The sequence below is a fragment of the Pseudarthrobacter sp. W1I19 genome (assembly GCF_030817835.1).
In the GTDB taxonomy this organism is placed as follows: domain Bacteria; phylum Actinomycetota; class Actinomycetes; order Actinomycetales; family Micrococcaceae; genus Arthrobacter.
Genome location: NZ_JAUSZR010000001.1, coordinates 314,261 through 340,529, shown reverse-complemented (window position 1 = coordinate 340,529; position 26,269 = coordinate 314,261). Strand labels below are relative to the sequence as shown.

At 62.7% G+C, this 26,269-nt stretch carries 22 protein-coding genes; 15 read left to right on the top strand and 7 right to left on the bottom strand.

Annotation, left to right across the window (positions count from 1 at the left end; translation table 11 throughout):
- Nucleotides 1-24 precede the first annotated feature (24 nt).
- Nucleotides 25-828, top strand: coding sequence for a MoaF C-terminal domain-containing protein (locus QF038_RS01540; protein WP_307608067.1), 804 nt, complete (start codon nucleotides 25-27; stop codon nucleotides 826-828).
- Nucleotides 829-854: 26 nt separating this feature from the next.
- Nucleotides 855-2,264, top strand: coding sequence for an aldehyde dehydrogenase family protein (locus tag QF038_RS01535; protein WP_307608064.1), 1,410 nt, complete (start codon nucleotides 855-857; stop codon nucleotides 2,262-2,264).
- A gap of 220 nt (nucleotides 2,265-2,484) precedes the next feature.
- Here QF038_RS01535 and QF038_RS01530 read toward each other — a convergent pair whose 3' ends face one another.
- Both QF038_RS01530 and QF038_RS01525 read right to left on the bottom strand, forming a co-directional pair.
- The gene (locus QF038_RS01530; protein WP_307608062.1) at nucleotides 2,485-3,618 is read right to left on the bottom strand and encodes a helix-turn-helix domain-containing protein; all 1,134 of its coding nucleotides are present in this window, start codon (nucleotides 3,616-3,618) and stop codon (nucleotides 2,485-2,487) included.
- 58 nt (nucleotides 3,619-3,676) lie between these two features.
- On the bottom strand, nucleotides 3,677-4,885 hold the full coding sequence (locus tag QF038_RS01525; protein WP_307608059.1) for an ROK family transcriptional regulator: 1,209 nt from the start codon (nucleotides 4,883-4,885) through the stop codon (nucleotides 3,677-3,679).
- Nucleotides 4,886-5,134: 249 nt separating this feature from the next.
- Here QF038_RS01525 and QF038_RS01520 point away from each other — a divergent pair, with 249 nt between their 5' ends.
- From QF038_RS01520 to QF038_RS01485, 8 genes are all read left to right on the top strand, one after another.
- Nucleotides 5,135-6,271 carry a Gfo/Idh/MocA family protein gene (locus QF038_RS01520; RefSeq protein WP_307608057.1) on the top strand — a complete coding sequence of 379 codons (1,137 nt, stop codon included), beginning with the start codon at nucleotides 5,135-5,137 and terminating at the stop codon, nucleotides 6,269-6,271.
- On the top strand, nucleotides 6,268-7,311 hold the full coding sequence (locus tag QF038_RS01515; RefSeq protein ID WP_307608054.1) for a Gfo/Idh/MocA family protein: 1,044 nt from the start codon (nucleotides 6,268-6,270) through the stop codon (nucleotides 7,309-7,311). The genes QF038_RS01520 and QF038_RS01515 overlap by 4 nt, the downstream gene beginning before the upstream one ends.
- Before the next feature lie 45 nt (nucleotides 7,312-7,356).
- A complete protein-coding gene (locus QF038_RS01510) occupies nucleotides 7,357-8,493 on the top strand; it encodes an ABC transporter permease (protein WP_307608052.1) in 1,137 nt (378 codons plus the stop codon).
- Nucleotides 8,494-8,558: 65 nt separating this feature from the next.
- Entirely contained in the window at nucleotides 8,559-9,548 is a 990-nt protein-coding gene (locus tag QF038_RS01505; protein WP_307608050.1) for a sugar ABC transporter substrate-binding protein, read from the top strand.
- A gap of 80 nt (nucleotides 9,549-9,628) precedes the next feature.
- Entirely contained in the window at nucleotides 9,629-10,480 is an 852-nt protein-coding gene (locus QF038_RS01500) for a sugar phosphate isomerase/epimerase family protein (protein ID WP_307608048.1), read from the top strand.
- Nucleotides 10,473-11,327, top strand: coding sequence for a sugar phosphate isomerase/epimerase family protein (locus tag QF038_RS01495; protein WP_307608046.1), 855 nt, complete (start codon nucleotides 10,473-10,475; stop codon nucleotides 11,325-11,327). The genes QF038_RS01500 and QF038_RS01495 overlap by 8 nt, the downstream gene beginning before the upstream one ends.
- Nucleotides 11,324-12,820 carry a sugar ABC transporter ATP-binding protein gene (locus QF038_RS01490; RefSeq protein ID WP_307608044.1) on the top strand — a complete coding sequence of 499 codons (1,497 nt, stop codon included), beginning with the start codon at nucleotides 11,324-11,326 and terminating at the stop codon, nucleotides 12,818-12,820. The genes QF038_RS01495 and QF038_RS01490 overlap by 4 nt, the downstream gene beginning before the upstream one ends.
- A gap of 26 nt (nucleotides 12,821-12,846) precedes the next feature.
- A complete protein-coding gene (locus QF038_RS01485) occupies nucleotides 12,847-13,854 on the top strand; it encodes a sugar phosphate isomerase/epimerase (protein WP_307608042.1) in 1,008 nt (335 codons plus the stop codon).
- Between the two features lie 103 nt (nucleotides 13,855-13,957).
- Here the strand turns inward: QF038_RS01485 and QF038_RS01480 are convergent, their stop codons facing one another.
- Nucleotides 13,958-14,908, bottom strand: a complete 951-nt coding sequence (locus QF038_RS01480) for a GlxA family transcriptional regulator (protein WP_307608040.1) — start codon at nucleotides 14,906-14,908, stop codon at nucleotides 13,958-13,960.
- Nucleotides 14,909-15,043: 135 nt separating this feature from the next.
- Here QF038_RS01480 and QF038_RS01475 point away from each other — a divergent pair, with 135 nt between their 5' ends.
- The 4 genes from QF038_RS01475 (at nucleotide 15,044) to QF038_RS01460 (ending at nucleotide 17,697) form a co-directional block, all read left to right on the top strand.
- Nucleotides 15,044-15,682, top strand: a complete 639-nt coding sequence (locus QF038_RS01475) for an isochorismatase family protein (RefSeq protein ID WP_307608038.1) — start codon at nucleotides 15,044-15,046, stop codon at nucleotides 15,680-15,682.
- Between the two features lie 116 nt (nucleotides 15,683-15,798).
- Entirely contained in the window at nucleotides 15,799-16,155 is a 357-nt protein-coding gene (locus QF038_RS01470) for a multidrug efflux SMR transporter (RefSeq protein ID WP_307608036.1), read from the top strand.
- Nucleotides 16,152-16,472 carry a multidrug efflux SMR transporter gene (locus tag QF038_RS01465; RefSeq protein WP_307608034.1) on the top strand — a complete coding sequence of 107 codons (321 nt, stop codon included), beginning with the start codon at nucleotides 16,152-16,154 and terminating at the stop codon, nucleotides 16,470-16,472. Before QF038_RS01470 ends, QF038_RS01465 begins: the two co-directional genes overlap by 4 nt.
- Before the next feature lie 148 nt (nucleotides 16,473-16,620).
- Nucleotides 16,621-17,697, top strand: coding sequence for a LacI family DNA-binding transcriptional regulator (locus tag QF038_RS01460; RefSeq protein ID WP_307608032.1), 1,077 nt, complete (start codon nucleotides 16,621-16,623; stop codon nucleotides 17,695-17,697).
- A 75-nt stretch (nucleotides 17,698-17,772) separates the two neighbouring features.
- Here the strand turns inward: QF038_RS01460 and QF038_RS01455 are convergent, their stop codons facing one another.
- From QF038_RS01455 to QF038_RS01445, 3 genes are all read right to left on the bottom strand, one after another.
- Entirely contained in the window at nucleotides 17,773-19,113 is a 1,341-nt protein-coding gene (locus QF038_RS01455) for an MFS transporter (RefSeq protein ID WP_307608030.1), read from the bottom strand.
- A 186-nt stretch (nucleotides 19,114-19,299) separates the two neighbouring features.
- Nucleotides 19,300-20,988 carry a hydantoinase B/oxoprolinase family protein gene (locus QF038_RS01450; protein WP_307608028.1) on the bottom strand — a complete coding sequence of 563 codons (1,689 nt, stop codon included), beginning with the start codon at nucleotides 20,986-20,988 and terminating at the stop codon, nucleotides 19,300-19,302.
- Complete coding sequence (locus QF038_RS01445) at nucleotides 20,981-23,047, bottom strand: hydantoinase/oxoprolinase family protein (RefSeq protein ID WP_307608026.1); 2,067 nt, start codon at nucleotides 23,045-23,047, stop codon at nucleotides 20,981-20,983. The genes QF038_RS01450 and QF038_RS01445 overlap by 8 nt, the downstream gene beginning before the upstream one ends.
- Before the next feature lie 672 nt (nucleotides 23,048-23,719).
- On the opposite strand from QF038_RS01445, the gene QF038_RS01440 reads away from it, so the two are divergent.
- Nucleotides 23,720-24,847 (top strand): FAD-binding oxidoreductase, encoded by a 1,128-nt coding sequence (locus QF038_RS01440; RefSeq protein ID WP_307608024.1) that lies wholly within the window; start codon nucleotides 23,720-23,722, stop codon nucleotides 24,845-24,847.
- Between the two features lie 60 nt (nucleotides 24,848-24,907).
- Here the strand turns inward: QF038_RS01440 and QF038_RS01435 are convergent, their stop codons facing one another.
- Nucleotides 24,908-26,263, bottom strand: coding sequence for an MFS transporter (locus tag QF038_RS01435; RefSeq protein ID WP_307608022.1), 1,356 nt, complete (start codon nucleotides 26,261-26,263; stop codon nucleotides 24,908-24,910).
- Between the last annotated feature and the right edge of the window lie 6 nt (nucleotides 26,264-26,269).

Genomic DNA, 26,269 nt, shown 5'->3' with positions numbered 1-26,269 from the left:
ATCAAAAGAACAAGGAATCAGGACATGACTTCAGCTGACATCCAGGACTACATCCCCGAAGATCAGTGGCCCCCCGTCTCGGCAATGCTGGAAGGCTTCGGCGACCAGACCCTGCCCGCCTCCCCCGCCCTGGCCGGCACGGCTTTGAGCCTCTCGGACGAGGACGGTTTCGAGGCCGGGTACGTTTTCGACGATGAATCCTCCCTCGCATGGACCGTAAGGCGCGGCGAGGTCGGCACCAGCGGAACCGCCAGCTACAAGGCGATCGAAGCCCGGCCCGGCATTTTCATCATCGACTTCATCCGAGGCGAAGGTCCGGCCGCAGAAAACGTCACCATCATCGCGGACCGCAACACGGGGGCCACAACAACCGGTGTTTCCCGGTTCGTCACCGTGGACGGCAGGACGCGGAGCACCACCGATTTCAGCCAGGCCAACACCGGGGCTTCCGCCGTAAGGCACGAGCGCTCCACGGCACTGGTCGGAAAGCGCATCTACTACCGCTACAGCGACGTCGAAACGTACGAACACATCTACCTCAACGCGGGCACGTTCACTTGGAACTGCGTCCGCGGCGGCGAGGCAGGGCTGGCCGATACTGACCGTTGCATGACCTGGGAAGTGGCAGACGACCTCTTCATCTTTTTCTGGACCGAAAAGGTGATGTGCGTCGAAGCCGTGCTGCTGGTGGACCTGCGCGAGCAGCGCTCCATCGGCCGGATGTTCGGCTGGGACGATCCCGCGGGAGAACCCGTCATCCTGCCCTTCAACTCCCGGCTCAGCGTCCTGAACACCACTGAATACCCGCAGGACTTTCAGAAGCATTAGTCCCCGTACTCGAAGAGGAGTAAAGAATGAAAACGTACGAATCATTGCTTGACGAGGTCACCGCATTCTCTGGTAAGACCCGCATCATCCTTGACCCTGCTACCGGTGAGATGGTGGGTGAGGCGCCCGTTCATGACCTGGAGTACCTTGAGCAGGCAGTTGCCGGCGCGCGGGCTGCCCAGCCGGCGTGGGCTGCGTCGGGCCACGACGCCCGGTCCGCCGCGCTCCTCAAGGCGGCCGACGCCGTCGAACGCTCCGCCGAAGAGCTCGCGCACATCCTCTCCCGGGAACAGGGCAAGCCGTTGAACGGGCCGAATGCACGATTCGAGGTAGGTGCCTGCGCAGCATGGCTGCGCGCCGCGGCCACTATTCGGTTGGCGCCCGAAATGATTGTTGATGACGGAGAGACCCGGGCGGAGCTGCACTACAAGCCCATCGGCGTTGTCGGTGCCATCGGCCCCTGGAACTGGCCCATGATGATCACCGTCTGGCAGATCGCCCCCGCCCTGCGGATGGGTAACGCGGCTGTGGTCAAGCCCTCGGGCAACACCCCGCTGAGCGTCCTGGCCTTAATCAAGGTCATCAACGAAGAGCTGCCCGAAGGTTTGCTGTCAGTAGTCTCCTGCGGCCGCGAAGTCGGCGCACGCCTGACCAACCACCCCGCCATCGGAAAGATCATGTTCACCGGCTCCACCGCAGCCGGCAAGGCCATCATCAAATCCTCCGCTGACACCGTCAAGCGCCTCACCCTGGAACTTGGCGGAAACGACGCAGGCATCGTCCTGCCCGACGCGGACCCCAAAGCCATCGCCCAGGACCTCTTCTGGGGCGCTTTCATCAACACCGGCCAGACCTGCGCGGCTCTGAAGCGCCTGTACGTCCACGAAGACATTTACGACGCCGTCTGCGAAGAACTCACCGCCGTGGCTGCCGCAATGCCGATGGGCAACGGCCTGGACGAGAACAACGTTCTGGGCCCCCTCCAAAACCAGTCCCAGTACGACATCGTCGCCGACCTCGTGCAGGCAGCGAAGGACTCCGGGGCACGCGTGCTGCTTGGCGGAAACCCCGACACCAGCCAGCCCGGCTACTTCTACCCCACCACCCTGGTCGCGGACATCGACAACGACAACCCACTCGTTGCCGAGGAACAGTTCGGCCCCGCACTGCCCATCATCAAATACAGCACCATCGACGAAGCCGTGGACAAAGCCAACGGACTCGACGTCGGACTGGGCGCCTCGGTCTGGTCCTCCGACCTCACCACTGCAAGGGAAGTCGCCGGCCGGCTTGAGGCCGGCACCGTCTGGATCAACAGGCACGGCGCCGTGGACCCTCGCATCCCCTTCGGCGGCGCCAAACAGTCCGGCTATGGCCTCGAATTCGGCGTCGAAGGCCTCAAGGCACTCGGCGTACCGCAAGTCATCAACGGTTAAGGACTTCCACCGCCCCTTACAACGAGGCCGCTGCTGCTGTTCCTTGCCCGGACGGCAGCGGCGGTCCCTGGGTACGCCAGTCCGAGAGCACGGCGAGCTGACAGAATCCGACCGTTCTTTGATGCTCCTCGATGAGGTGTTGTACGCGGCCTTTGTTGCTCATGCGATCCCATTCTTCTTGTCCCAATTGGGCATGTCACCGGGCAGTCAGTTTGCTTGGTCAAGCGCCAGGATTCAGTGACTCCCGCAGTTGTTGCAGCGCGCCATGAACGACGGTCTCGGATCGATGGATCTCCCGTACATTCATCCCGGTAAACTCCTTCACCGCACGTCGCATGCCTTGCACATTGGTGAATCCGGAGGATGCCGCAATTTCTGCGTAGGTGATCCTTTTGTCATCAGCCTGAAGGAGGAGCTCGAGCGCTTTCCGCGTTCTCAAGGCTCGTATGCGCTCCCCCAAGCGGAGTTCTTCATTCTCGAAAAAATAGAACAAAGAGCGACGGGAGAGGTTGAACCTTTCGGCGACCATGGTCACGTCCAGATCGGGGTTGTCATAGCTCGCATCCAGGTATTTCTTTATAGCCCGGCTTAGTGCGGGTCTTTGGGCCTCATCGTCCACCAGCGTTTCGAGCAGGGAACCGACAAGGGTTGCCATCACGGAACGGAGGATTTCCGCGGTTCCCGATGTTTCGCGGTCGATGCCTGGCCGTTTCCAGCTCATCAGCGCAGGGATCACGAAAGCGCCCACAATTGGATGTTTTGCAAGGTCAGGAAGGCCAAGCAGGGAGCGCAGCGCAGCCTCGCTCACATTCAGGCTGCTGCGGTCGATGTTGACCTGCAAGGCGTGAAAGCCTTCGGGGGCATCAAAACTTCCACCAAGCGAGGTATCTATGAATCTCACGGAGCCCGGTGATACTGGCTCAGGCACGCCGTTGTGAGCGAGCATCAGGCCGGGCGCTTTGCGGAAGTAGGCCAAGCGTAGATCGGTGCTGTCGGGATTAGGCATCCATAAGCCCCGCGCAGGGGCGTTGTGTATTTCTATGAGGCTGAAGCCCGGACCGGCAAGATTAATGGCTGAAGGATTAAAGGACACCGAAGTCCTAGGTGCCGACTTTTCCAATCGCATGGGGGTTTCGACGGCACTGCCGTACCACACTCGCCAGTGCTCGAATCTCTGTTCAGGGCTGAGCCCCTCCGGCACTTTATAGAGTCGCAGACGGCCGCTGTTCTCGTTATCAGACTGAGGCATGCCATCCTCCTGGACCCCCTGATCTTTACGGCGGCCTTCAGAATTGCCACGACATTGTGGCGGCTCATAAGACCGGCCGGAAAAGACTTCAGCTGTCAGGACCATTTTACCCGCCTCCACCTCTTGATATGGCGGTGCTCACAGAAGGACCCAGCCCGCCGTTTTACACCACTTTCTGCAGATCGTGGGTATCGTCATGTCCGGCGAAATGCAGCGTGTTCGCGAGGTCATTGACCCGGTGAGGGGCGAGGGCATATTCGACGGCCAAGATGCTTGCCCCAATCACTCCAGCTTCCGGCCCGGTTTCAGACTGGGTGATATTCAGGTGCTGGGTCGCCAATGGTGTGGAGCGTGCATAGACCGTTTCACGTATTCCAGCGATCAGATGTTCTCCGGACTGCGACAGCGATCCGCCCACCACAATTAGCGCCGGGTTGATGAAGCTCACGCACATGTTGAGCATTTCCCCGATGTCGCGTCCGGCCTGTCTGACGGCTTGAATAGCAGCCATATCGCCGGAACGAACGAGCGAGACGACGTCATTTCCGGTGATTGCCTCGAGTCCGTTCCCGCGGAGCTGCGCGGCGATGGCCGGGGTGCCTGCAATGGCCTCCAGGCAGCCACTCTTGCCGCAGCGACAGAGAATTCCTGCACCCCTGGAAACGGCGATATGGCCGACGTCTCCAGCGACCCCTGCCGCACCTCGCTGCAACATTCCCCCACTTACTACCCCGGAGCCGATACCGGTGGCGACCTTAAGGAAGATCATGTTGTCCTCATTAGGCCAGCGCGCGGCCCGTTCGCCGAGGGCCATGAGATTGACATCGTTATCGACGAGGACGGGAACGTCAAAGGTCTGCCGCACGTAGGCGGGGACATCGAATCCATCCCATCCCGGCATTATCGGCGGGCTGGTCGGCTTTCCGGTTGAGTGTTCAACGGGACCGGGCAGCCCGATACCGACAGCGATGATATCCGCTGTTGAACACTCCATCACGTGCAAATGGCCCTTCAGCGTCATCATTAGCCAATCCAGAACAGCTTCCGGCCCGCATGAAATCTCAAGTTGTTCGGTGGCTTCCACCAGCACCCTTCCCGACAGGTCGGTGAGTGCAACAGTGGCGTGTGTGGCGCCGACATCAGCGGCAGCGGCAAACTTTGCCCCCGGATTGAAAGCTAGTCGCGCCGAGGGACGGCCTCCGGTGGAAGGGGCATCGGATACGGGAACAACCAGTCCGAGTTTTAGGAGCGGCTCCAGGCGGGAACTGATGGCAGCCCTGCCCAAGCCGGTTACGCCGGCCAGCTCTGCCCTGGTTCGTGGACGTCCGTCCCGAAGGATATGTAAAAGTTCGCCGGGACCGCCGTTGTCCATGTTTCTCCGTTTCGGGGCTCGATGATGTGGACGGTGAGGCTGAGGCCGTGACAACAGGCTCACAGGACCCCGAGAGGGGCCGCTTCTCACCCAGTGTCAAGCCGCCCGCTTGTGTCCGTCCACTCATCGATACCCGCAGCATCAAAAAGTGCAACTTTGCCGCGCATTCCAACTCCCTAAGCGTCAAAAGGTGCAGACTTTTGCTGATGCCCTGACTAAAGCCAAGTGCTGCATGCCACTGTTTTGGCCATGGAAAACAACAGAACCACGACAACCTCCTCCCCATTGCGGGCCGGGTTCGTCGGTGCCGGGTTCATGGCTGAGGTGCACAGCAGGGCCGCTCGTGCTTCAGGGGCGGAAATCGCCGCCATCGCATCCTCGAATCCTGCCAGTGCCGCCCGTGCCAAAGACCGCTTGGGCGTCGGACAGGCATACGCATCCGTCCAGGACCTCCTCCGGGACGACACGATCGACGTCATCCACGTCTGCACCCCGAACTCAACGCATCACGCGCTGGCCGAGGCCGCGCTCAAAGCAGGCAAGCACGTTGTCTGTGAGAAGCCCCTGGCGACCAACCTGCAGGATGCCGCCGAACTCGTGGAGCTGGCTGATACGGCCGGAATGGTTGCAACCGTTCCCTTCGTCTACCGGTTCCACCCGATGGTCCGGGAAGCCCGGGAACGCATTGCATCCGGCCAGACGGGACAAATCTTCACCATTCAGGGTTCCTATCTTCAGGATTGGCTTCTGAGCCGGGAGGACGATAACTGGCGGGTCGACGCCGGTCTTGGCGGCCCCTCACGGGCGTTCGCCGACATCGGGTCCCACTTGTGCGACCTCCTCGAATTCGTCAGCGGTGAACGGATATCACGGGTCGGGGCCTTGAGCCGCACAGTATTCTCCGGCCGGGCAAACAATAGGGACGTCCAGACCGAGGACCTGGTTGCGGCTGTCTTCACCACTGAGGGCGGCACGGTGGGAAACCTCCTGGTCAGCCAGGTTGCGCCTGGACGGAAGAACCGCCTGATGATCGAGATTTCGGGTGCGGAGAGCACCGTTCAGTTCGACCAGGAAGCCCCGGAGACGTTGTGGCTTGGGAAACGGGCCGGTTCCCAGTTGCTTGTCCGCGACCCGGACGCGCTCAGCCCCGAAGCGGCACGGCTCAGTGTCCTGCCTGCAGGGCATCCGCAGGGTTATCAGGATGCTTTCAATGCATTTGTCGCCGACACCTACGCCGCAATCCATGGAGACATCCGCGAGGGCCTGCCCACCTTCCGGGACGGCCTCAGGTCAGCCGTCCTCACCGAAAGCATCATCGAATCCAGCAAGGGCGGCGAGTGGGCCGACGTCCCATATGTGAAAGAACTAGAAGGAGTGCAGCAATGAAAATCATCCAGGTAGGCCTCGGCGCGTGGGGCGCTTCATGGCTGAACGTTATTCACCAAAGCAAAACCTGGGAGCTGGCCGGCGTTGTCGACGTCAACCCCGAGGCCGTACGGGCCGCAGGTGAACAGTACGGAATCCCCGCTTACGGCACTATCCAGGAAGCGCTGAAGCACAAGGAAACGTTCGACGCTGTCCTGGTCATCGTTCCGCCCGAATACCATGCAGCCGTGGCCATCCCGGCCCTTGAGGCCGGCGTGCACACACTGATAGAGAAGCCCCTCGCCCACAACCTTGAAGACGGCATCCGCATCATCGAAGCGGCAGAAAAGTCCGGCAAACAGGCTATGGTGTCGCAGAACTACCGTTTCAAGCGCGCCGCGCGCACCGTTCAGCGCCTCATCCGCGAAGGGGTCATCGGAGACCTCGAGCACGTCTTCGTCGACTACAAGAAGAACCCGCCATTCGAAGGGTTCCGGCTCGAAATGGACGAACCCCTCATCGTCGACGCCATGATCCACCACCTTGACCAGCTCCGTGGCATCGTCGGTATTGAACCCACCACTGTCCGGGCGCGCTCGTGGAACACTGGCACTTCCAGGTTCAAGGGCAACGCCTCCGCGGTGGTGCAATTCGACTGCCGCAACGGTGCCCGCGTCGTATACACCGGTTCATGGAGCTCCTACGGCCCGCAAACCAGCTGGGACGGCGACTGGGAAATCCAAGGCAGCAAGGGCGCCATCACCTGGAAGAACAACGAAGTCACCATAAACTTCGCCTCACTGTTCGACACCGTTTTCCTCGCCGGAGCGGTGGAACGCTCCGGCGTGATGCACGTCGACCTGGACCCGTTGCCGGTCGAGGAACGCCTGGGGACCCTCGCCGCATTCCGCGAAGCCATCGAAACAGGGCAAAAGGCTGAGACGGACGTCACCGACAACATCCAGAGCCTGCAGCTCGTCATGGCCACGGCCGACTCCGCCCGCCAGGATGGTGCGGCCATTTCCTTGAAGACCAACGCCGAACTCTTCGGCAACCACTAGCACCTTCCGACCCGAGGAAGTGTCGAATTGACTGGAGATACAACCATGCAGCCACAAACAGCCACCGGCCCCGCCGGTCCGGTTTTCGGGAAGGCTGGCCCCGGAAAATCCCAAGACAACCCGCGTTCACGGCTATCCGTTGTTGGCGACTTCATCGGTGCACAGGGCCTGCTCGTCGTCGTCCTGCTCTTCGGTGTACTGCTGACGTTCCTCAGCCCGGTATTCCTGACCACTGTCAACCTGGTGAACCTGCTCTACCAGTGCACGATCCTGGGTGTGTTCGCCATTGGAATGACCTTCGTGATCCTTACCGGCGGCATCGACGTCTCGGTGGGCTCGACCGCTGCCCTGTCCTCCGTGCTGTCCATGGGCGTGATCGTCAACATGAACATGCCACCGGCAATCGGACTCCTGACCGGCCTCATGGTTGGCGCCGGAGTCGGAGCCCTCAACGGGCTGATGGTCACGAAGCTGGGCATATCCCCGCTCATCGCGACGCTGGCAACACTCTCCGCCGGGTCGGGCATCGCCTTCGCCTACTCCGACGGCGGCAACATCACCCCCGTACCGAAGATGCTCACCGGCCTGGTCAGCGCGAAAATCGCAGGTATTCCCCTGCTCATACCGGCCGTTCTGGTGCTGGCTTTACTGGCCCACCTGGCCCTGACCCGCACCACCTACGGGCGGTCGATCTACGCCGTCGGCGGCAACAAGGAAGCAGCTTTGCTCGCAGGGATCCGCGTCGACCGCGTGACGATGAATGCCTACATCATCGCCGGTCTCTCCGCCGGAATGGCCGGCCTCCTGCTCACCGGCCGGCTGGCCTCCGGAAGCCCCCGCGCCGGCGACGGTATTGAACTAACCGTGATCGCCGCCGTGGTCATCGGCGGAACCAGCCTCTTCGGCGGCCAGGGAAACATCAAGGGCACCCTGCTCGGTGTGCTGTTGATCGCCATGGTCTCCAACGCCGTAAACCTGCTCGGCATCCCCTCGTCCTACGACCGGATTGTCCAAGGCGTCGTCATCTTCGCGGCCGCCGCCCTGGATGTGTACCGCTACAAGTACGTCCAAAAGAACCTGTCACGGAAACGCAAGATCGGGCCGCCGCCGGCGACAGACCCGAAGAAGGCCGGCACCACAGCTGGCGGGCCCGTCACAGAGCGCACCGGTACGCCGGCCTGACACGCCACCTGCCCACACCCCGGCTCACCCGGCACAGCCAAGCATTCAACAGAAAGAGTAAGTCAATGAAGACCTCACCCAAACTTGCGGTCCTTGCGGCAATCTCCGCCGCTGCCATCGCCCTGACCGGCTGCGGCGCACCGAGTGCCGCCCAGGAAGGGGACGACGGAAACAAGACAAAAAAGATTGCCGTCCTGCTCTACAGCCAGAGTTTTGAGTTCATGGTTGCCCTCGGGCAGGGCGTCAAGGATAAAGCGGAGGAACTCGGCGTGGAGGTCACAGTCCTTGACGCCAAAGGTGACTCCAACACCCAGATCAGCCAAATCCAGGACCAGCTCGCCCAGGGCGTAGACGGCATCGTCCTCAGCCCGAACAACTCTGCAGAACTGGTCCCCGGAGTCCAGATGATCCACGACGCCGGAAAGACCGTCACAACGGTCGACTCGGTGATCCCGGGCGACATCGCCGACGCCGCCGTCGCATTCGACAACGAAAAGGCCGGCAAACTTGGCGCTGAAGCATTGGCCAAACTGATGGGCAACAAGGGAACCGTCCTTGAATACCAAGGAGCCAAGGGCGCGTACCACGCCATTCTGCGCGGGAAGGGCTTCACTGAGGGCATCAAGCAGTCCCCCGATATCAAGGTCGTCGGCCGTGACGCCCAGTGGACCGCAGATAACGCCCTGTCCCTGACCGTCGACAACTTCACCGCCGACTCCAGCATCAACGGCCTGTTCAGCCATAACGATGAAATGGTGCGTGGCATCGTCTCCGGCCTCTCACAAATCAACAAAGACGCTCCGGTCGGAGCCGCAAACCACATCCCGCTCGTCGGAGTCGACGGCACACCGCTGGCCCTGGACCGCATCCGCAAGGGCATCCAGGACGCCACGATGGACCAGAACCCGTTCGAAATGGGAGCACTGGCCCTTCAGGCCGAGGTTGATCTGCTGGACGGCAAGCAGGTGCCCAAGATGCAGCTGACCGACACCAAGCTCATCACCAAAGAGAACGTCGATGATCCAAAGCTCTGGGGCAACATCTTCAAGGACTAGAGCCCCAGAGCAGTGACGGCCGGGCCGGGGCTAGTCCCTTGGCCCGGCAGCAACAAACCAATTCCACTTCAAGGAGAAACATGTCCCGCTTCAAGTATTCCTACAACGCCATCGTCTACTACCAGGAAGACATCGCCAAAGGCATCGACCGCGTCGCCCGCTACGGCTACGACGCCATCGAACTCGTAGGAGAACCGGCAACGCACAACGTCGAAGGAATCAACCGCCTCACCAAGGACGCAGGCATCGATGTCAGCTCCATTTGCAGCATTTGGTTCGGCGAGGAACGCGACCTGATCAACCCCAGCGCCGCCAACCGGCAGAAGGCCCTGGACTACGGCAAGTCGGTAGCCGACTTCGCCGCCGCCGTCGGAGCTCCGACCATCATCGTCGGCCCGTCCCCGGTGGGCAAGACCGAGGCCCTGGCCAGCGACGAACAGGAATGGGAATGGGCTGTGGAGAACGTCCGCACCCTCGGCGAATATGCAGCCAGTGTTGGCGTCAACATCACCCTCGAAGCGTGGAACCGCTACGAGACACATTTCCTGAACCGGCTGGACCGTGCCGTTGAACTCCTGGACGCCACCGGCCTGAAAAACGGCGGCGTGCATGGCGACCTCTTCCACATGAACATCGAGGAAGACAGCATTCATGGCGCCTTCGCCCGTGCCGGCAGCAAGGTCAACCACGTCCACCTCGCCGATTCAACCCGTGCAGCCCCCGGCGTAGGACACACCGACTTCCGTCCGACCCTGCAGACGCTGAAGGACATCAACTTCGATGGCTACCTGACCTTCGAGCTCCTGCCCGCCGCGTCGAACCCCTTCGCCATGATGGCACGCGGCGGCCACCTGGAGTTCCTGGACTCCTACACCGAAAAGGCTATTAGCGAAATGAAGAAGCTGGAACAGGAGCTGTGGCCCAATGAGTAAATACGAGTTCGGCGTCAGCACCTTCATCCTCGTCTCCCCGTTCACCGACAACGACGTCGATCAGTTCGATGTCGCCAAGGAGATGGGCTACGACCTGATCGAGGTTTGCATTGAAGACCCCGCCGTGGTCAGCGCGGAAGCACTGAAGAAGGCCTCAGAACGGACCGGACTGCCTGTGTCCATCTGCGGCGCGTTTGGACCGGACCGCGACGTCTCGCACGAGGACCCGCAGAAGCGGCGGCAGGGCATTGACTACCTGAAACTGTGCGTCGACATCGCCCAGGCCGTTGGGTCGCCCCACGTCGCCGGTCCGATGTACTCGGCCACCGGCAAAGCCCGGTTGCTTCCCCAGGAGGAACGCCAGCAGCAGCGCCAGTGGGCGGCAGACAGCCTGCGTGAAGTGGCCGATTACGCCTCCGAACGCGGCGTCACCCTGGCCATAGAACCTCTCAACCGGTTTGAAACCGACCTGGTCAACACCGTCGAACAGGGTTTGGAACTGTGCGGGCTGATCGGCCGGGACAACGTCGGCCTGATGCTCGACACGTTCCACATGAACATCGAAGAGAAGAACATCAGTGCGGCCATCACCGCTGCCGGTGACAAGGTCTTCCACTTCCAGGTATCGGAAAACGACCGCGGAACCCCCGGCAGCGGACACGTGCCGTGGTCCGAGACCTTCGACGCACTGAAAACCATCAACTACCAAGGTTCCATTGTGGTCGAGTCATTCCTTCCCACGGTCGAGGAAATCGCAAAGGCCGTTTCGCTCTGGCGTCCGGTGGCACCATCCATGGACGCACTGGCCCGGGACGGACTCACCTTCCTGAGGAGGGAACTGGCATGACCGAGAAGCCCGGACGCGCTTCAGCAATCGTTGAAGCACGCAATCTCGTAAAACTGTTTCCGGGCGTCGTCGCCCTCTCCGGCATGAACTTTGAGCTTCATGCCGGAGAGGTGCACTGCGTCTGCGGCGAAAACGGAGCAGGAAAATCAACGCTGATCAAGACACTCAGCGGGTTTTACACTCCTGACGAAGGCGGCGTATACGTGGACGGCGAGCTGATGCCCTCCAGCACGGTGGCCTCCAAGGCTGCCGGAATCGCCACCATCTACCAGGAGCACAACCTGGTCCCGGACCTGTCCGTGGCCGAGAATGTTCTTCTGGGAAACTGGGGTGGACACAACGGCATCCTCTCCCGCCGGGAGATCCGCAAGCGCGCACGCAAGGCCCTGGACCAGGTGGCACCCCACCTCAATCTCGACACCCCTGCCATGGCGCTCTCAACCGTGGACGGTCAGATGGTGGAAATCGCGCGCGCCATAGCCCAGGACGCAAGAGTCATCATCATGGATGAACCCACCACGGCACTGACCGAGCAAGACGTTGAAAAACTGTACAAACTTGTCGACGAGCTGCGGAGCAAGGGCCTGGCGATCATGTACGTTTCGCACAAACTGGAGGAAGTTTTCACACTGGCCGACCGGATCACCGTCATCCGTGAAGGCAAAACGGTGGCCTCATCCGTCCCGGCGGATGAACTCGACGCCCGTTCCGTGGTGCAGCTGATGGTGGGCAAGGACGTTGACCTCTACGAGCACATTCCCCGCGAACGCGGTGAACTGGTCCTTGAAGCGCGGGGTCTAAGCCTCGCCGGCGCGTTTGAGGATGTGAATCTCCAGCTGCACGCAGGAGAGATCGTTGGACTCGCAGGACTCGTAGGTGCAGGCCGGACCGAGGTCGCCCGGTGCATCTACGGGGCAGACAAAGCCGACGCCGGGACCGTAGAGGTGCACGGCCGGAAACTGAATCTTCATGGTGCCTCAGCCGGAATCGCCGCGGGTATTGCCCTCGTCCCGGAGGAACGAAAGCTGCAGGCGATCATTCCGATGCTGTCCATCCGCGAAAACACGACGCTGACGCTCCTGAAGCAGGTCAGCAAGTGGGGGATCCTGCAGCGGGCCTATGAAAAGAAGATGGTCAGCGGCTACATCAAGGAACTCGATGTCAGGACCCCATCCGCTGAAACCCCCATACAATCCCTGTCCGGTGGCAACCAGCAAAAGGTCATCATCGCCCGCTGCCTGGCAAGCAATCCCAAGGTCCTCATCCTGGACGAGCCGACAAAGGGCATCGACATCGGTGCTAAAGCCGAAATCCACCGTTTGATCGAACAGCTGGCCCGTCGAGGCGTGGCCGTGCTCGTGATCTCCAGCGAGCTCCCCGAGCTGCTCGAGCTCTCGGACAGAGTGATGGTCATGCGGGCCGGCCGAGTGGTGGCCGAACTGGACAAAGCCCAAGCAACCAAAGAAAACGTCATCGCTTACGCCGCTGCGTAGGCGATCCCACCAGAACGGAAACAATCATGACCTACCAAGAGCCCCGGTCGTTTAGCTTGTTCACCGGCCAGTGGGCGGACCTGCCCTTCGAAGAGGTCGCGCGCCTGGCGTCCGGGTGGGGTTACGACGGCCTGGAGATCGCCGTCTCCGGCGACCACCTGGACGCCTGGCGCTGGGACGAACCCGGCTACGTCGAGTCCAAACTCGAGATCCTGGAGAAGTACAACCTCAAGGTCTGGGCCATCTCCAACCACCTCAAGGGCCAGGCCGTCTGCGATGACCCCATCGACTTCCGCCACGAAGCCATCGTCGGCGCCAAGGTCTGGGGCGACGGCGACCCCGAAGGCGTCCGCCAGCGCGCCGCCGAGGAAATGAAACACACCGCCCGGCTCGCCAAGGCACTCGGCGTGGACACCGTGGTCGGGTTCACCGGCTCCTCCGTCTGGCAGTACGTGGCCATGTTCCCGCCCGTCCCCGACAAGGTCATCGACGCCGGCTACCAGGACTTCGCCGACCGCTGGAACCCCATCCTGGACGTCTTCGACGAATGCGGGGTCCGCTTCGCCCACGAAGTCCACCCCTCCGAGATCGCCTACGACTACTGGACCACCGTCCGCACCCTCGAGGCAATCAACCACCGCCCCGCCTTCGGGCTGAACTGGGACCCGTCGCACATGATGTGGCAGGGCATCGACCCCGTCTCCTTCATCTGGGACTTCAAGGACCGGATCTACCACGTGGACTGCAAGGACACCAAGGTCCGCCAGACCGGCCGCAACACCGTCCTGGGCTCCCACCTGGCCTGGGGCGACCCGCGCCGCGGCTGGGACTTCGTCTCCGCCGGCCGCGGCGACGTCCCCTGGGAAGCGTCCTTCCGTGCCCTGTCCGCCATCGGCTACAACGGACCCATCTCTGTCGAATGGGAAGACGCAGGCATGGACCGCCTCCACGGCGCCCCCGAAGCCCTCGCCAACCTCAAAAAATTCGACTTCCCGCCCTCGAACACCTCCTTCGACGCCGCCTTCAAGCAGTAAGGATGGGTGATTCATCGGCCCTTCTGAGCACGAAGTCGTCGACATAAACGCCAGTGCTGTCTTCAAGCCCCCCGCTTGAAGACAGCACTGGCGTTTATCGTGATTACCCAAGCCGCGCGTCAAAGCGCCGCCGGTACTCCGTGGGCGTTGTGGAAAAGGCGGCGGCGAAGTTCTGGCGCAGGGTGACGGCGTTGCCGAAGCCGCAGTCGGCGGAGACCTGGTCGATCGACAGGTCTGTTGTCTCCAGGAGCCGCCGGGCTGCGTCGAGGCGGCGGGCCCGGATCCAGGCGGCCGGCGTGGTCCCGGTTACGGCCCGGAAGGCGCGGACAAAGGTGCGGCGGCTCAGGTGCGCCTGGGCCGCCAACCGGTCAATGGTCAGCGGTTCGCCCAGGCGGGCCAGCGCCCATTCAAGCAGGCGCGAGATCGGGTCATCTGTGGAGCGCTCCGGCACGGGGTGCTCAATGTATTGCGCTTGTCCGCCCTCCCGGTGCGGGGCGATGACCAGGCTGCGTGCCACCTGGTTCGCGGCTTCCGCTCCCAGCTTGGCGCGCACGAGGTGCAGGCAGGCGTCCAGGGCTGAGGCGGTGCCGGCCGAAGTCAGGACGTCGCCGTGGTCTATATAGAGCACAGACCGGTCGAGCGGGACGTCGGGGTGCCGAACGGCCAGCGAGTCGAATGCCTGCCAGTGCGTGACCGCCCGGCGCCCCGCAAGCAGGCCGGCGTCGGCTACGGGAATCGCACCCAGGCACAACCCCAAAATCGGGGCCCCGCGCCCGTGTGCCCCTTGGAGCACCTGCCGCAGCGAATCACTGGGGACGCGCCCGTCGTCGAACCATGACGGCACCACCACAACGTCTGCTTCTTCCGCGGCCTCCGGCCCTCTCACCTCGCCCAGCCGGTAGCCCTCAGCGGTGGTGATTCCGCCTGCCTGCTCGGAAAAAAGGACAGTCTTCCACCCGGCAAGGCCCTGGCGGGCCACCTCGTCAAAAACCATCTGCGGAACGGCCAGGTGAAACATGGTCGCCCCATCGAAGGCGTATACCGCGATCCTCAAAATGCTCCTTTTTCCTACCTTGGCCCAAATCCATCGTACATTTGCCTTCGTGCCACTGTCGGCGGGCAGGGGCAGCAGGAAGACTGGAAAAGTCGCCAAAAGGCAGTAAAGAGAAACCCAGGGAGAACAAAGAACATGACCAGCCCCCGCCGCGCCCTCATCCTCATCGACGTGCAGCAGCAGTACTTCAGCGGCCCGCTCGAGATCCAGTACCCGCCGCACCAGGAGTCCCTGCCCACCATCGCAATGGCCATCGACGCCGCCACTGCCGCCGGCATTCCCGTTGCCGTCATCCAGCACACCGCCGGTGTTGGTGCGCCGGTCTTCGCGCCCGGCACGCCCGGCTTCGAGCTGCACCCCGAGATTGAACGCCGCAAAACCACCGAATGGAAGTCGCTGGTCAAGCAGTACGGCTCCGTCTACGCCGGCACGGACCTCGCCGACTGGCTGCGGCAGCGCGACGTCGACACTGTCACCTTGCTGGGCTACATGACCAACAACTGCGTGCTCGCCTCAGCCGTGGAGGCAGAGTTCCTCGGCTTCACCACCGAGGTCCTCTCAGACGCCACCGGCGCCATCAACCTCGCCAATGAGGCAGGCTTCGCCGACGCGAAGACCGTCCACACCACACTCCTCACCCTGCTGAACTCGAACTGGGCAGCCGTGGCCGATACGGCTACCTGGACCAACGCTCTGAACAACCGGCAGGCCCTCTCCAGGAGTGACCTTGGCAGCTCCGCCATCGCGGGTTCGGAGCTCGTCCCCCAGGCCTAAACGGCAGCCCCGGCTGCCCACCAGCCCCCACAGGTGGGCAGCGCGGGAACATCACCAGCAACCGCGCCGTTGCAAACACGGGGACCAAGCCCCAACGGATCTCAAGGACTGTTTACATGAAGTGGATTCTTCTCGCCGGCGCGATCCTGAGTGAGGTGACGGCGTCGCTCTCCTTGAAGGCGGCCCTGGACAACCCCGTGTTCTTCGTTGTTGTGGTTGCGGGCTACGCCGCATCCTTTGGCTTCCTCGCAGCAGTCCTCCGCAAAGGCCTCGGTCTCGGAGTCGCCTACGGCATCTGGGCCGCGCTGGGAGTGACACTCACGGTGCTGCTGGCCGCCCTGATCTTTGGCGAGGCGCTGACTCCGGTGATGATGATCGGCGTCGCCATGGTCATTGGCGGAGTGCTGTGCGTTGAACTCGGGTCACATAGGGAGCCGGCAGAAGAACCGGAACAGGAAATGGTGAACTCATGATGTGGCTGCTGCTGGCAGGGGCCATCCTCACCGAGGTGACCGCCACCCTCTTCCTGCGCGTTGCTTCCACCGGCAAGCGGCGCTGGTACCTGCCGGTCGCCGTCGGGTACGTCCTGGCGTTCACGCTCCTCACCCTGACCCTGGACCAGGGCATGAGCCTCGGAGTGGCCTACGGCATCTGGGCAGCAGCCGGCGTCGCACTGACTGCCCTGGCCAGCCGCATCTTCTTCAAAGAGACGATCACCCCAGTGATGATGCTCGGACTGGGCCTCATCATCGGCGGCGTCCTGCTCATCGAGCTCGGGGCGGCCCACTGACGCCACATCCAACACCCGCTGATTCCTGAACACATAGGTTCCGGCTCCGGACAGCCGTGAGAGTATGGTAACGATCCCAGAACCGAGGGTGCCTGGAATCGGCAGCCCCGGGTGCAGCTGAAAAACTTCGTGAGGAGAGGACCACCACGTGAGCCAACCGCCGCTTCCTCCTGCCACCATTATCGACGTCGCGTTGAAGGCAGGCGTGTCCAAGTCCACGGCTGCCAGGGCGCTGGCGCGGTACGGGTCGGTCAGCCCCAAGACCAGGGAACTCGTCCAGAAAGCGGCGGATGAACTCGGGTACCAGCCCAATGCCCTTGCCCGCAGCATGATCACCGGCCGGACGCGGACCATTGGTGTGGTGATACCTGATGTGGGAAACCACTTCTTCGCCGTCGCGATGCGGGGAATTTCCACCGCTGCACGCGAAGCCGGGTACGAGGTTCTGTTGAGCAGCACAGAGGGCGATCTGGCGTTGGAGCGCCGTGCCGTTGAACTCCTCGCCGGTAAGCGCGTGGACGGCATAGTGGTTGCGCCGGTCTCCACCGAGGAAACGGAGCACCTGGAGAGGCTTGAGGGGCAAGGTATAGCCGTGACCTTGCTGGACCGCCCTGCGCCCAAAGTAAAGGCTGCTTCCTACATCTCGGTGAATCACGTGGAGGCTTCCACACTTGCCGTCAATCACCTCATTGACCTTGGGCATCGCGATATTGGAATTGTTACCGAGGCGCTGATGCCCGCGGGATGGCAGCCGGACAGCCGCCAGGAGAGTAAGAACCTGCGGCCCAGCGCGGCACGCCTGGTGGGCTATGTGAATGCACTCCGCGGCGCCGGGATCCGGTACCGCGACGAGTACGTCGGACGCAGCGCCTATGCAAAGGCCTCGGCATACGAGGCGACCCGGCGCCTGCTTCGGGATAACCCGGGGTTGACCGCCATTTATTGCACTGACAGTGAATTGAGTGCCGGCACGTTTGCGGCTTTGCAGGATCTGGACATCGCGTGCCCGAAAGATATGTCCCTCATCGGTTTTGATGATCAGGAATGGGCCACTCTGGTCCGGCCCAAGCTGACGGTGGTGGACCAGCCCAGCCATCAGTTGGGAATGGCTGCCACCAAGGAACTGCTGCTCGCTATCGGTGCGCCTGAGGACCGGCGGGGCGACCGGACGCTGAGCGGCCGCCTGATCCTGAGGGATTCCACCGCCAGGCCTCGCAAACACTGACCGCTGGAACTTTCCCGGCTGGGCATGGGAAAGGCCGGGACGCGTCATGCCGCGTCCCGGCCTTTCACACCGAGGTCAGACCGTCACTGATACCGCCTTTTTGGCAGGCGGCACCCGGCGGAGTGCTGCGGGAAGGGCGAAGAGGGTCACGCAGATCGAGACGACGCAGGCGGCGGTGGTGTACCAGCCGAAGGAGACGTTGGACCCGGTGACGGAAAAGAGCCATACCGCAACGAGCCCTGCCGTGGCTCCGATCAGTGATGTACCGATGTTGAAGTTCAGGGCTGCTGCCGTGGCCCGTACCTCCGGCGGGAAGCTGAGCACATAGGCCACGCTGAGGGGCGCCGCGACAAGGTTGTTGATCAGGGTGAAGACAATGACAGCGACGGTGGCGAGCAGGATGGACTTGTTGCCGATGGCGTAGAAGGCCGGCACGGTCAAGGCCACGAAGAGTCCGTATCCGATCAGCAGTACACGCTTTGCACCGTACCTATCCGAGAGTTGGCCGCCCCAGATGCTGGTGATGGGTCCAACGAGGTAGGTCAGCATTGAGGCCAGGAGTGCCTGGGATGCCGGGAAGCCTGCGGTGATCAGGGCGGTCACGAAGTACGCCTGGATCGTGTAGGAGCCAATCCTCTGCCCGGCACCCAGGCCGATGGCTTTGAGCATGTCTGACCAGTAGAACCGGATGGCCGTGCGCAGCGGGGTCTGCTTTACCTTTTCGGCAGCAACCGTCTTTACAACTTCCTGGAATTCCGGGGTCTCGGTGAGATGGTTGCGCATGTAGACGCCGATGAGGGCGATGGGGATCGAGAGCAGGAACGGGATGCGCCATCCCCACGAGGTGAACGCGTCTCCCGGCATGGTGACGCTGAGGACGTACGCCAGCCCAGCCGCCAGGAAGGACCCCACGGAGGCCGTGGAATTCAGCACCCCGGCAATGAAATTGGGGCGGCGGCCCCGTTCGTGTTCGAAGAGGAAGTTCGCTGCCGTGGTGTATTCAACACTGGCTCCGATTCCCTGCAGGAGCCTGGACAGCAGCAGCAGGACGGGTGCGGCGACGCCGATGGCAGCGTACGTGGGCAGGAAGCCGATCCCTGCCGTCCCGATGCTCATCAGGGCGATCGTGAGGATCAGCACGAATTTACGGCCCTTGATGTCACCCAGGGGCCCCAGGATAATCCCACCAATGGGGCGGATGGCATAGGAAAGAACGACGCCGACGTACACGGCCAGGAGGGCAACCGTGGGGTTGTCGGAGGGGAAGAACTGGGTGGCGATGATAGCTGCCAGTGTTCCGTAGAGCGTGAAATCGTAGTATTCAACCACGTTTCCGAGCATCGTGGAGGCGAAGATCCGCCGCCGTGCTGCCGGGGCCGCCAGGAGGTCGGTGTCCGGCGTCCTGTTATCAGACATGATTTTTCCTTTGGGTGAAGGCTGAGCCTGGTGGCGTCAGCGGGGGGGCTTTCGGCGGGGCGTCCTTGCCGGGCCGAAAGCCGGCTATTACGGGAAATAAAGATTGGTGAGCGTTTTCAGTTGGAGTGCCGGGCCGCCGGCGGGCTGCTGGTGCCACCCACCGGCCGGCTTTGGCATCATTCCTCGTCAGGAACCGTCAGACGTGGTGAGGTCCTGCATCTGGCTCGGGTACGCCTGGCGGGCGTAGGCGTCCGAGATTTTCTGTTCGGCCAGGTCGCGGGCAACCTGCTCCGCTTCCCGGAGCGCGGGTGAACCGTAGCCACCGGCGCCGGCCGTCTCGATCGCAACCCGGTCGCCGGGCTGCAGCACCGTGTACCCGTGGTCTATGGGCCGTGCTTCGGGGTTGAGGACCGCTTTCGCGCTGGCTCCCGGCAGGCCTCCGTCCAGGCCCCAGGGCTGGGACTTCTGCCGGCTGGTATCGAGCCAGAAGTGAATGTCCGGGTCTTCCACCCGGACTGCACGCCGGATGCCAAGGCCTCCCCTGTGGTGCCCCGCCCCGCCCGAATCCTGGATCAGTTCGTAGGCCTCGATGACGAGTGGGTATTCGGCTTCAAGGCTCTCCACCGGCAGGTTGGAAGTGTTGGTCATGTGGACCTGGACGCCGTCGAGCCCGTCCTTGGTGGCCCGGGCGCCGCATCCGCCGCCGATCGTTTCCAGGTAGACGAACTCTTTGCCCGTGCGGGAGTTTTTTCCGGAGAAGTGCACACCGGTGTTGGCTCCATTGCTCGCCGCGGTGACGCGTTCGGGCACTGCCTCGGCAAGGGCGCCGTGGATCAGGTCGACGATGCGTTGGCACGTCTCGCTGCGTCCATTGACGGCGGCCGGTTCCTGGCAGTTGATGATGGACCCTTGGGGCGCCTCAATGCGGACCGGCCGGTACAGGCCGGCGTTCGGGACGATGTCGGCGTCGATGAGGCTCTTCAGCGAGTAGTAGACAGATGCGTAAAGAGCCGTCCAGACAACGTTGACGCTGGCTCTCACCTGTGGCGGGTTGCCGTCGAAATCGAAGAGGATTTCCTCCCCGGAGACGGTAATCCGGATCTGCAGCTCGAGTTCGTTGTCGAGCTCGGGGCAGTCGAATTTGTCGGTGAAGGTGTAGACGCCGTCAGGCATGTTGCCGATCGCTGCCCGGGTCCGGCGTTCTGTGTAGTCCAGCAGCTCGGCGGCGGCTGCGACCATAACCTCGCGGCCGTAACGGTCGCACAGGTCCTTGTATCGCTGGCAGGCGAGCCGGTTGGCCGCCTGCTGAGCCCGGAGGTCGGCCTGACGCTCGTGGGGAACCTGGCAGTTAAGCAGGATCAGGTTGAGCATTTCCTGCTGCAGTACGCCGGCCCGGATCAGGCGCACCGGCGGAATCCGCAGGCCTTCCTGGAAAATGTGGGCATGGCCGCGATCGCCGAAGTCGGCATGGTGGGCAAGGTTGGCCGCCCACGCGGTGAGCACACCGTCGATGAAAATGGGGGTGGCCAGGACGATGTCGGGCAGGTGCGAACCGCCGCCGCTGTAAGGGTCGTTGCCGATGAAAGTATCGCCCTCGACGATCTCTTCGAGCGGATAACGTGCCAGGATTCCGTCCACGATTCCCATCAAGGAGCCCAGATGCAGGGGCGAGCCGCCTTCGTCCTGGGCGATGCCGTGTCCGCTGGCGTCGAAGAGTCCGGCGGTGCAGTCCCTGCGTTCTTTGATGTTGGTGGAGTAGGCGGCACGGACGAGGGTGCCGCCCATTTCCTCAACAATGGTTGACAGTGCCGAGCCGATGACCTCGACCAGGACAGTGTCCGGGCGGGTGGGGTCGGCTGTTAGTGGCTTATTCACTGGTGCTCCTGCGGATTTCGATGACAAGGTTGCGCAGGTCGTCCACAACGCAGACGTCCGACGGCAAGAGGAGGGTGGTGGTGTCCATCTGTTCGACGACGGCCGGCCCGGCAATGCGGTGGCCGACGTCAAGCTTGGAGCGGTCATAGACGGGGCAGGGGACGTAATCGGCCTCTTCGGGCAGGAAGACGTCCCGGTATCCGATGATGGCGTCTTCAGGCCTGCGCCCTTCCGCGACGGAACGGCGCAGGTCTGCACGTGGAACGGTAGCGATGGCCTGGACGCGGAAGGTCACAGCTTCGACCACTTCGTTTCGGGCGCTGTAGCCGTACATCCGGTCGTGGGCCCGCTGGAAGGCTTCAATCAGTGAGCTGATTGAGTCCTCGTCCAGGACACCGTGAGGGACATCGACGGGGAGTTCATAGTTCTGCCCGGCGTAGCGCATTTCGATGCGCCGCAGGAGGCTTCGACGGTCCTCTCCGATGTTTTCCTCAGCGAACCAGGCGGATGCCTGCTCGGTGAGTTCGGCGAAGACCTGGCTGAAGCCGCTGGACGATTCCGTAGTAACCTCCAGGATCTTGGTCCGCATGAAGTCGCTGCGGATGTCGGTCATCAGCAGCCCCAGCGCGGATTGGGCGCCCGGGGTCTCCGGAACGATGATCCTGTTGATTCCCAGTTCGGTGGCCAGCAGGGATGCGTGCAGCGGACCGGCGCCCCCGAACGGCACCAGGACGTAGTCACGGGGGTCGTATCCGCGCTGCACCGAGATAACCCGGATGGCGCGGGCCATGTTGGCCGTGACGACGCGGATAATGCCTTGTGCAGCTTCCGGCACTGACAGGCCGAGCGGGTCTGCGATGGCTTTAATCGCCCGGTGTGATGCCTGGGCATCGATCTTGAGCTGGCCGTTAAGCAGGTATTCAGGATTCAGGACCTGCAGGACCACGTTGGCATCGGTGACTGTCGCTTCCTGGCCGTTGCCGTAGCAGGCGGGCCCGGGGAAGGCTCCGGCGCTGGCAGGGCCGACACGCAGATGGTTTCCACTGTCGATCCAGGCAATTGAGCCGCCGCCGGCACCGACGGTGTGGATGTCGAGCATAGGAGAGCGGATGGGCCGGCCGTCGAGCTCCATGCTGGAGGTGACTTTGGGGGTGCCGTTCTGGACGAGCGAAACGTCGGAAGATGTTCCGCCCATATCGAAGGTAATGATGTCCGGGCTGCCGGCGGCCGCGGTGATGGCTGCGGCTCCCACCACGCCTGTACTTGGGCCTGACAGGACAAGGCGGACCGGGAGTTCTTCCGCCGTCGGGAAGGGGATGATGCCGCCGTTTGACTGTGTGACGTGCGGAAGGCACTTAAGCCCGGCCTCCGCGAGGTTACTCCGGAGCCGTGCCAGGTACTTGGCAACCACCGGTCCCACATAGGCGTTGGTCACTACCGTTGATAGCCGCTCGAATTCACGGAATTCAGGCAGCACCTCACTGGACAGCGAGACGTAGGCTTCCGGAAATTCCTCGGCGATGATGCGGCCGATTTCACGCTCGTGTTCAGGGCGGACGTAGCTGTACAGAAGGCATACGGCAATTGATTCAACGCCCTTGGCCTTCAGCTTCCGGACGGCTGCCCGGACCTCATCGGGGTCCAGGCCGGTTTCCACCCGCCCATCGTGGCGCACGCGTTCGGTGACCTCCACGCGCAGGTCCCGGGGAACAAACGGCTCCGGCTTATCAGCCTGGAGGTCGTACATGTGCGGCCTGCGTCCCCGGCCCAGCTCCAGCAAGTCCCGGAAGCCCTTGGTGGTGATCAGTCCTGTGCGCACACCACGGCCGGTCAGGAGGGCGTTGGTACCTACCGTGGTCCCATGGGCAAAGTAGCTGATCTCACCGATGTTCCGCCCGCCGATCTGGTCGAGCAGTTCCTGTACACCCTGGATGATGGCCCGGCCCGGGTCATCCGGAGTCGAGGAGACCTTGCGGACATGCACCTGTCCGGTCAATTCGTCGAACGCACAGAGATCCGTAAACGTACCTCCGGTGTCGACACCGATTCTTAGACTCATGATTTTCTGCCTGCCTGTCGTGCGGCTGCTGATAAGGGGTCTTTGGTCCCGCAATGGGAGAAGACTGGGAAGGTTCCCATCGGGATCTGATATCGAGTGTGACATGAGCTGGATCACACGTCAACGATTTTTTGGGACCGTTCTCATCCCGGCACTACAGCCGCCGATTTCCGCCCTGGCAGCAAGCCCTACCTCGCGCGCCTGACCTATTGACTAGCTCCAGAAGCTGGCGGTAGCGTCATGTAAACGCTCCTTTGGGAACGTTCCCCACCCTATTCGCAACGACGCAAAAGGATGAGACCTTGAAAAGGCGCCCACCCCTCCCCGCACGCCTGTCGATGCAGTCTGACTTACCAGCCCTTACGGAGCAGCCTGCAAGGGATGTACTAGCGAACGTCCTGCTCCACGCAAGGCCCGCAAACTTCGAGGCAGGCATGCGTCACGGTATGAAGACCGGAAGCCACTGTCCGCTGTCGGGCATGTGGGCCGCCCGGGCTGAAGGGCAAAATGTCGAGGCCTGGGTCAGCGAAGGCGAACTCATGCCTCCTGCTGCAGGTTCAGCAGCCATATGGACTTATATGGGCGGACGGGCGGGGACTCCCAATCCAGGCGCGGCCAGCCAGAGCGCGGACAAAAGCAACCATTCAAGTTGAAGAAAGTGAATCCCCTGATATGACTTCCCCAAAGAGTGAAACCCACGTCGCAGTGCTCGGAGGCGGCATTCTGGGTGTTTCCACTGCCGTCCATCTCCTGCGGAGCGGAGCTTCCGTGGTCCTCATTACCGAAGGTGAACTCTCCAGCGGCGCCACCGGACGTTCCTTGTCATGGCTGAACTCCGCAGGAAAGCGGTCCGACGCCTATCACCACCTCCGCATGGCCGGCATCGACCGCTACCGGACGCTCTTCGCAGCGGACCCCACGCGGGAATGGCTGCAGTTCGGAGGGGGCCTCTTCTGGGCACCGGCCGGGGACGCGCCGAAGGCCGAAGCCCGGCATGAGTACGAGCAGTCCCATGGATACGACTCCGTCCTGGTCAAACCTGAGCAGATTTCGGCACTTACCCCCGCAATAGACGCCACCGCGGTCTCCGACGCTGCCGTCTTCAACCCCGGAGAAGGATGGGTCAGTCTTCCCCACCTGGTGGCCCACCTCATGGAAGAGTTCCGGGCCCGCGGGGGCGAACTGGTCACGAACGCAGGCAAATCACGGGTCCTCGCCGAAGACGGAAAGGCTGCGGGCATCGTCACCGAAGACGGGACCACATACGCCGCCGATAGGATCGTTGTCGCCTGTGGTGCGGCGACACCGGGCGTTGTTGAAGAGCATGGCGTCTACATCGCAGACGCATCGCCTGTCTCAGCGCTCGTCATCACGGAGCCCGCCGGCACTGGCCTTAAAGCCGTCCTGAACACGCCCCGCGCGGCAGTTCGACCCAACCCGGGAGGCGGCCTCGCGCTCGACCATTCATGGTATGAGGAACAGATCGTAGAAGCAGCAGACGGTACCTTCTCCCTACCGGATGACGTGGTAGGGGAACTGACAGAGGAAGCCTCACGGCTCCTGGAAGGCAACCCGCAACTGACGGCCGCCAGTTGCAAGGTCGGCCGGAAGCCGGTTCCCGGAGATGGCGAGCCGGTGTTTGGAGAACTGGAAAAGCTGCCTGGCTGCTTTGTGGCTTTCTCCCACTCTGGCGCGACCGTGGGGCTCATCGCGGGAGAACTGCTCTCCTTCGAAATCGTTACCGGCCAAAAGCACCCCATGCTGGAAACGTTCCGGCCGGAACGGTTCAGCCGCAGCTGACGGCTCACGACAAAGACGCCGTTGCCCGCACAGGCGGGCAACGGCGTCGTAAGTTTGCTGTCAGGCTTTCTGCGCCTCGAGGTCCTCGAGGGACTTGCCCCTGGTGTCCGAGGACAGGAAGGTGGCCAGAGCGGCGGCCAGGGAGATACCGAACGTGATCATGCCGATCACCATCGGAACGTTGGTGGAGCCCGGAGGTGCCACTGCAGTGAAGATGCTCGGGAAGAACGAGGCGATCATCAGGCCGACGTTCTGGGATACGGCAAAGCCGGTGACCCGGATCCGCATGGGGAACTGTTCCTGGAAGAAGGTGGCGAACGTGGCGTTCCACATCTGGAAGAAGATGCCCTGCACGATCAGGACGCAGGCAAAGACGAGGAACAGGCTCCTCTGGTCAATGGCCCACAGGTAGCCCCAGGTCAGGAGGCCGCCGCCCAGGCCGCCCGCAATCATCAGCGTTTTACGGCCGATTTTGTCGGACAGGGCGCCGAACACGGGAATGGTGATGACGGCGGCGATGTTGGCTACCAGCGTCACCCAGAGGAACTCGCTGCTGGAGAATCCGATGCCGTAGCCCTTCTGCGTGGCGTAGGAAACGCCGAAGATCAGGGTGGCCATGCCCACCACGTTGGTGAAGGTCATGATGATGCAGCGGATCAGGACGCGCGGGTGGGTCCGCATCAGGTCGATGAGCGGGAACCGGCGCTTTGCCTGGCCCGCTTCGGACTGCGCGAGGTAGGCCGGCGGTTCCTGGACCCGGCGGCGGATGATGTATCCGGCCAGGATCACGAAGGCGCTGAGCAGGAACGGGATGCGCCAGCCCCACGTCTCGAACTGGTCCTTGGGAAGCAGCGCGGACAGGGGAAGCAGCACAGCGGTGGCCAGGATGGAGCCCACCTGGGTTCCCTGCAGGCTGAAGCTCGCGAAGAAGCCGCGCCGGGCGTCCGGGGAATGCTCAACGATCATCGCGCTGGCACCGCCCAGTTCACCGGCGACGGCGAAGCCCTGGATGAGGCGGAGGATCACCAGCAGGGCGGGCGCGAGGAGGCCCACCTGGCCATAGGTTGGCAGGAGTCCCACGGCGAAGGTGGCGAAACCCATGAGCAGCATCGCGAAAACGAGGACGTTCTTGCGGCCGTGCTTGTCACCGATGGCGCCCAGGACGATCGCGCCCACCGGACGGGAAACATATCCGACGGCGTACGTCGCCAGCGCGGCGATGATCGCCACGGTGGGATTTCCCGAAGGGAAGAAGATGGCCGGGAAGACCAGCGTCGCAGCGAGCGAGTACAGGGCAAAGTCGTAGTACTCGAGGGCGCCGCCGATCCAGCCGCTCATCGCGGCCTTCTTCGGATCCCTGCGTTGATGGCCGGCGTCGAGCTTTTGTGGGGTGTCCGCGGCGGGAATGGTGGTCATGCGCTG

Excerpts from the sequence above, each read along its gene's own strand:
- QF038_RS01530 (WP_307608062.1), bottom strand. The coding sequence starts at position 3,618 with ATGGTCCTGACAGCTGAAGTCTTTTCCGGCCGGTCTTATGAGCCGCCA.
- QF038_RS01435 (WP_307608022.1), bottom strand. The coding sequence starts at position 26,263 with ATGACCACCATTCCCGCCGCGGACACCCCACAAAAGCTCGACGCCGGC.
- QF038_RS01520 (WP_307608057.1), top strand. The coding sequence starts at position 5,135 with ATGGAAAACAACAGAACCACGACAACCTCCTCCCCATTGCGGGCCGGG.
- QF038_RS01490 (WP_307608044.1), top strand. The coding sequence starts at position 11,324 with ATGACCGAGAAGCCCGGACGCGCTTCAGCAATCGTTGAAGCACGCAAT.
- QF038_RS01470 (WP_307608036.1), top strand. The coding sequence starts at position 15,799 with ATGAAGTGGATTCTTCTCGCCGGCGCGATCCTGAGTGAGGTGACGGCG.
- QF038_RS01505 (WP_307608050.1), top strand. The coding sequence starts at position 8,559 with ATGAAGACCTCACCCAAACTTGCGGTCCTTGCGGCAATCTCCGCCGCT.
- QF038_RS01445 (WP_307608026.1), bottom strand. The coding sequence starts at position 23,047 with ATGAGTCTAAGAATCGGTGTCGACACCGGAGGTACGTTTACGGATCTC.
- QF038_RS01475 (WP_307608038.1), top strand. The coding sequence starts at position 15,044 with ATGACCAGCCCCCGCCGCGCCCTCATCCTCATCGACGTGCAGCAGCAG.
- QF038_RS01535 (WP_307608064.1), top strand. The coding sequence starts at position 855 with ATGAAAACGTACGAATCATTGCTTGACGAGGTCACCGCATTCTCTGGT.
- QF038_RS01440 (WP_307608024.1), top strand. The coding sequence starts at position 23,720 with ATGACTTCCCCAAAGAGTGAAACCCACGTCGCAGTGCTCGGAGGCGGC.
- QF038_RS01500 (WP_307608048.1), top strand. The coding sequence starts at position 9,629 with ATGTCCCGCTTCAAGTATTCCTACAACGCCATCGTCTACTACCAGGAA.
- QF038_RS01525 (WP_307608059.1), bottom strand. The coding sequence starts at position 4,885 with ATGGACAACGGCGGTCCCGGCGAACTTTTACATATCCTTCGGGACGGA.
- QF038_RS01455 (WP_307608030.1), bottom strand. The coding sequence starts at position 19,113 with ATGTCTGATAACAGGACGCCGGACACCGACCTCCTGGCGGCCCCGGCA.
- QF038_RS01485 (WP_307608042.1), top strand. The coding sequence starts at position 12,847 with ATGACCTACCAAGAGCCCCGGTCGTTTAGCTTGTTCACCGGCCAGTGG.
- QF038_RS01515 (WP_307608054.1), top strand. The coding sequence starts at position 6,268 with ATGAAAATCATCCAGGTAGGCCTCGGCGCGTGGGGCGCTTCATGGCTG.
- QF038_RS01465 (WP_307608034.1), top strand. The coding sequence starts at position 16,152 with ATGATGTGGCTGCTGCTGGCAGGGGCCATCCTCACCGAGGTGACCGCC.
- QF038_RS01540 (WP_307608067.1), top strand. The coding sequence starts at position 25 with ATGACTTCAGCTGACATCCAGGACTACATCCCCGAAGATCAGTGGCCC.
- QF038_RS01510 (WP_307608052.1), top strand. The coding sequence starts at position 7,357 with ATGCAGCCACAAACAGCCACCGGCCCCGCCGGTCCGGTTTTCGGGAAG.
- QF038_RS01495 (WP_307608046.1), top strand. The coding sequence starts at position 10,473 with ATGAGTAAATACGAGTTCGGCGTCAGCACCTTCATCCTCGTCTCCCCG.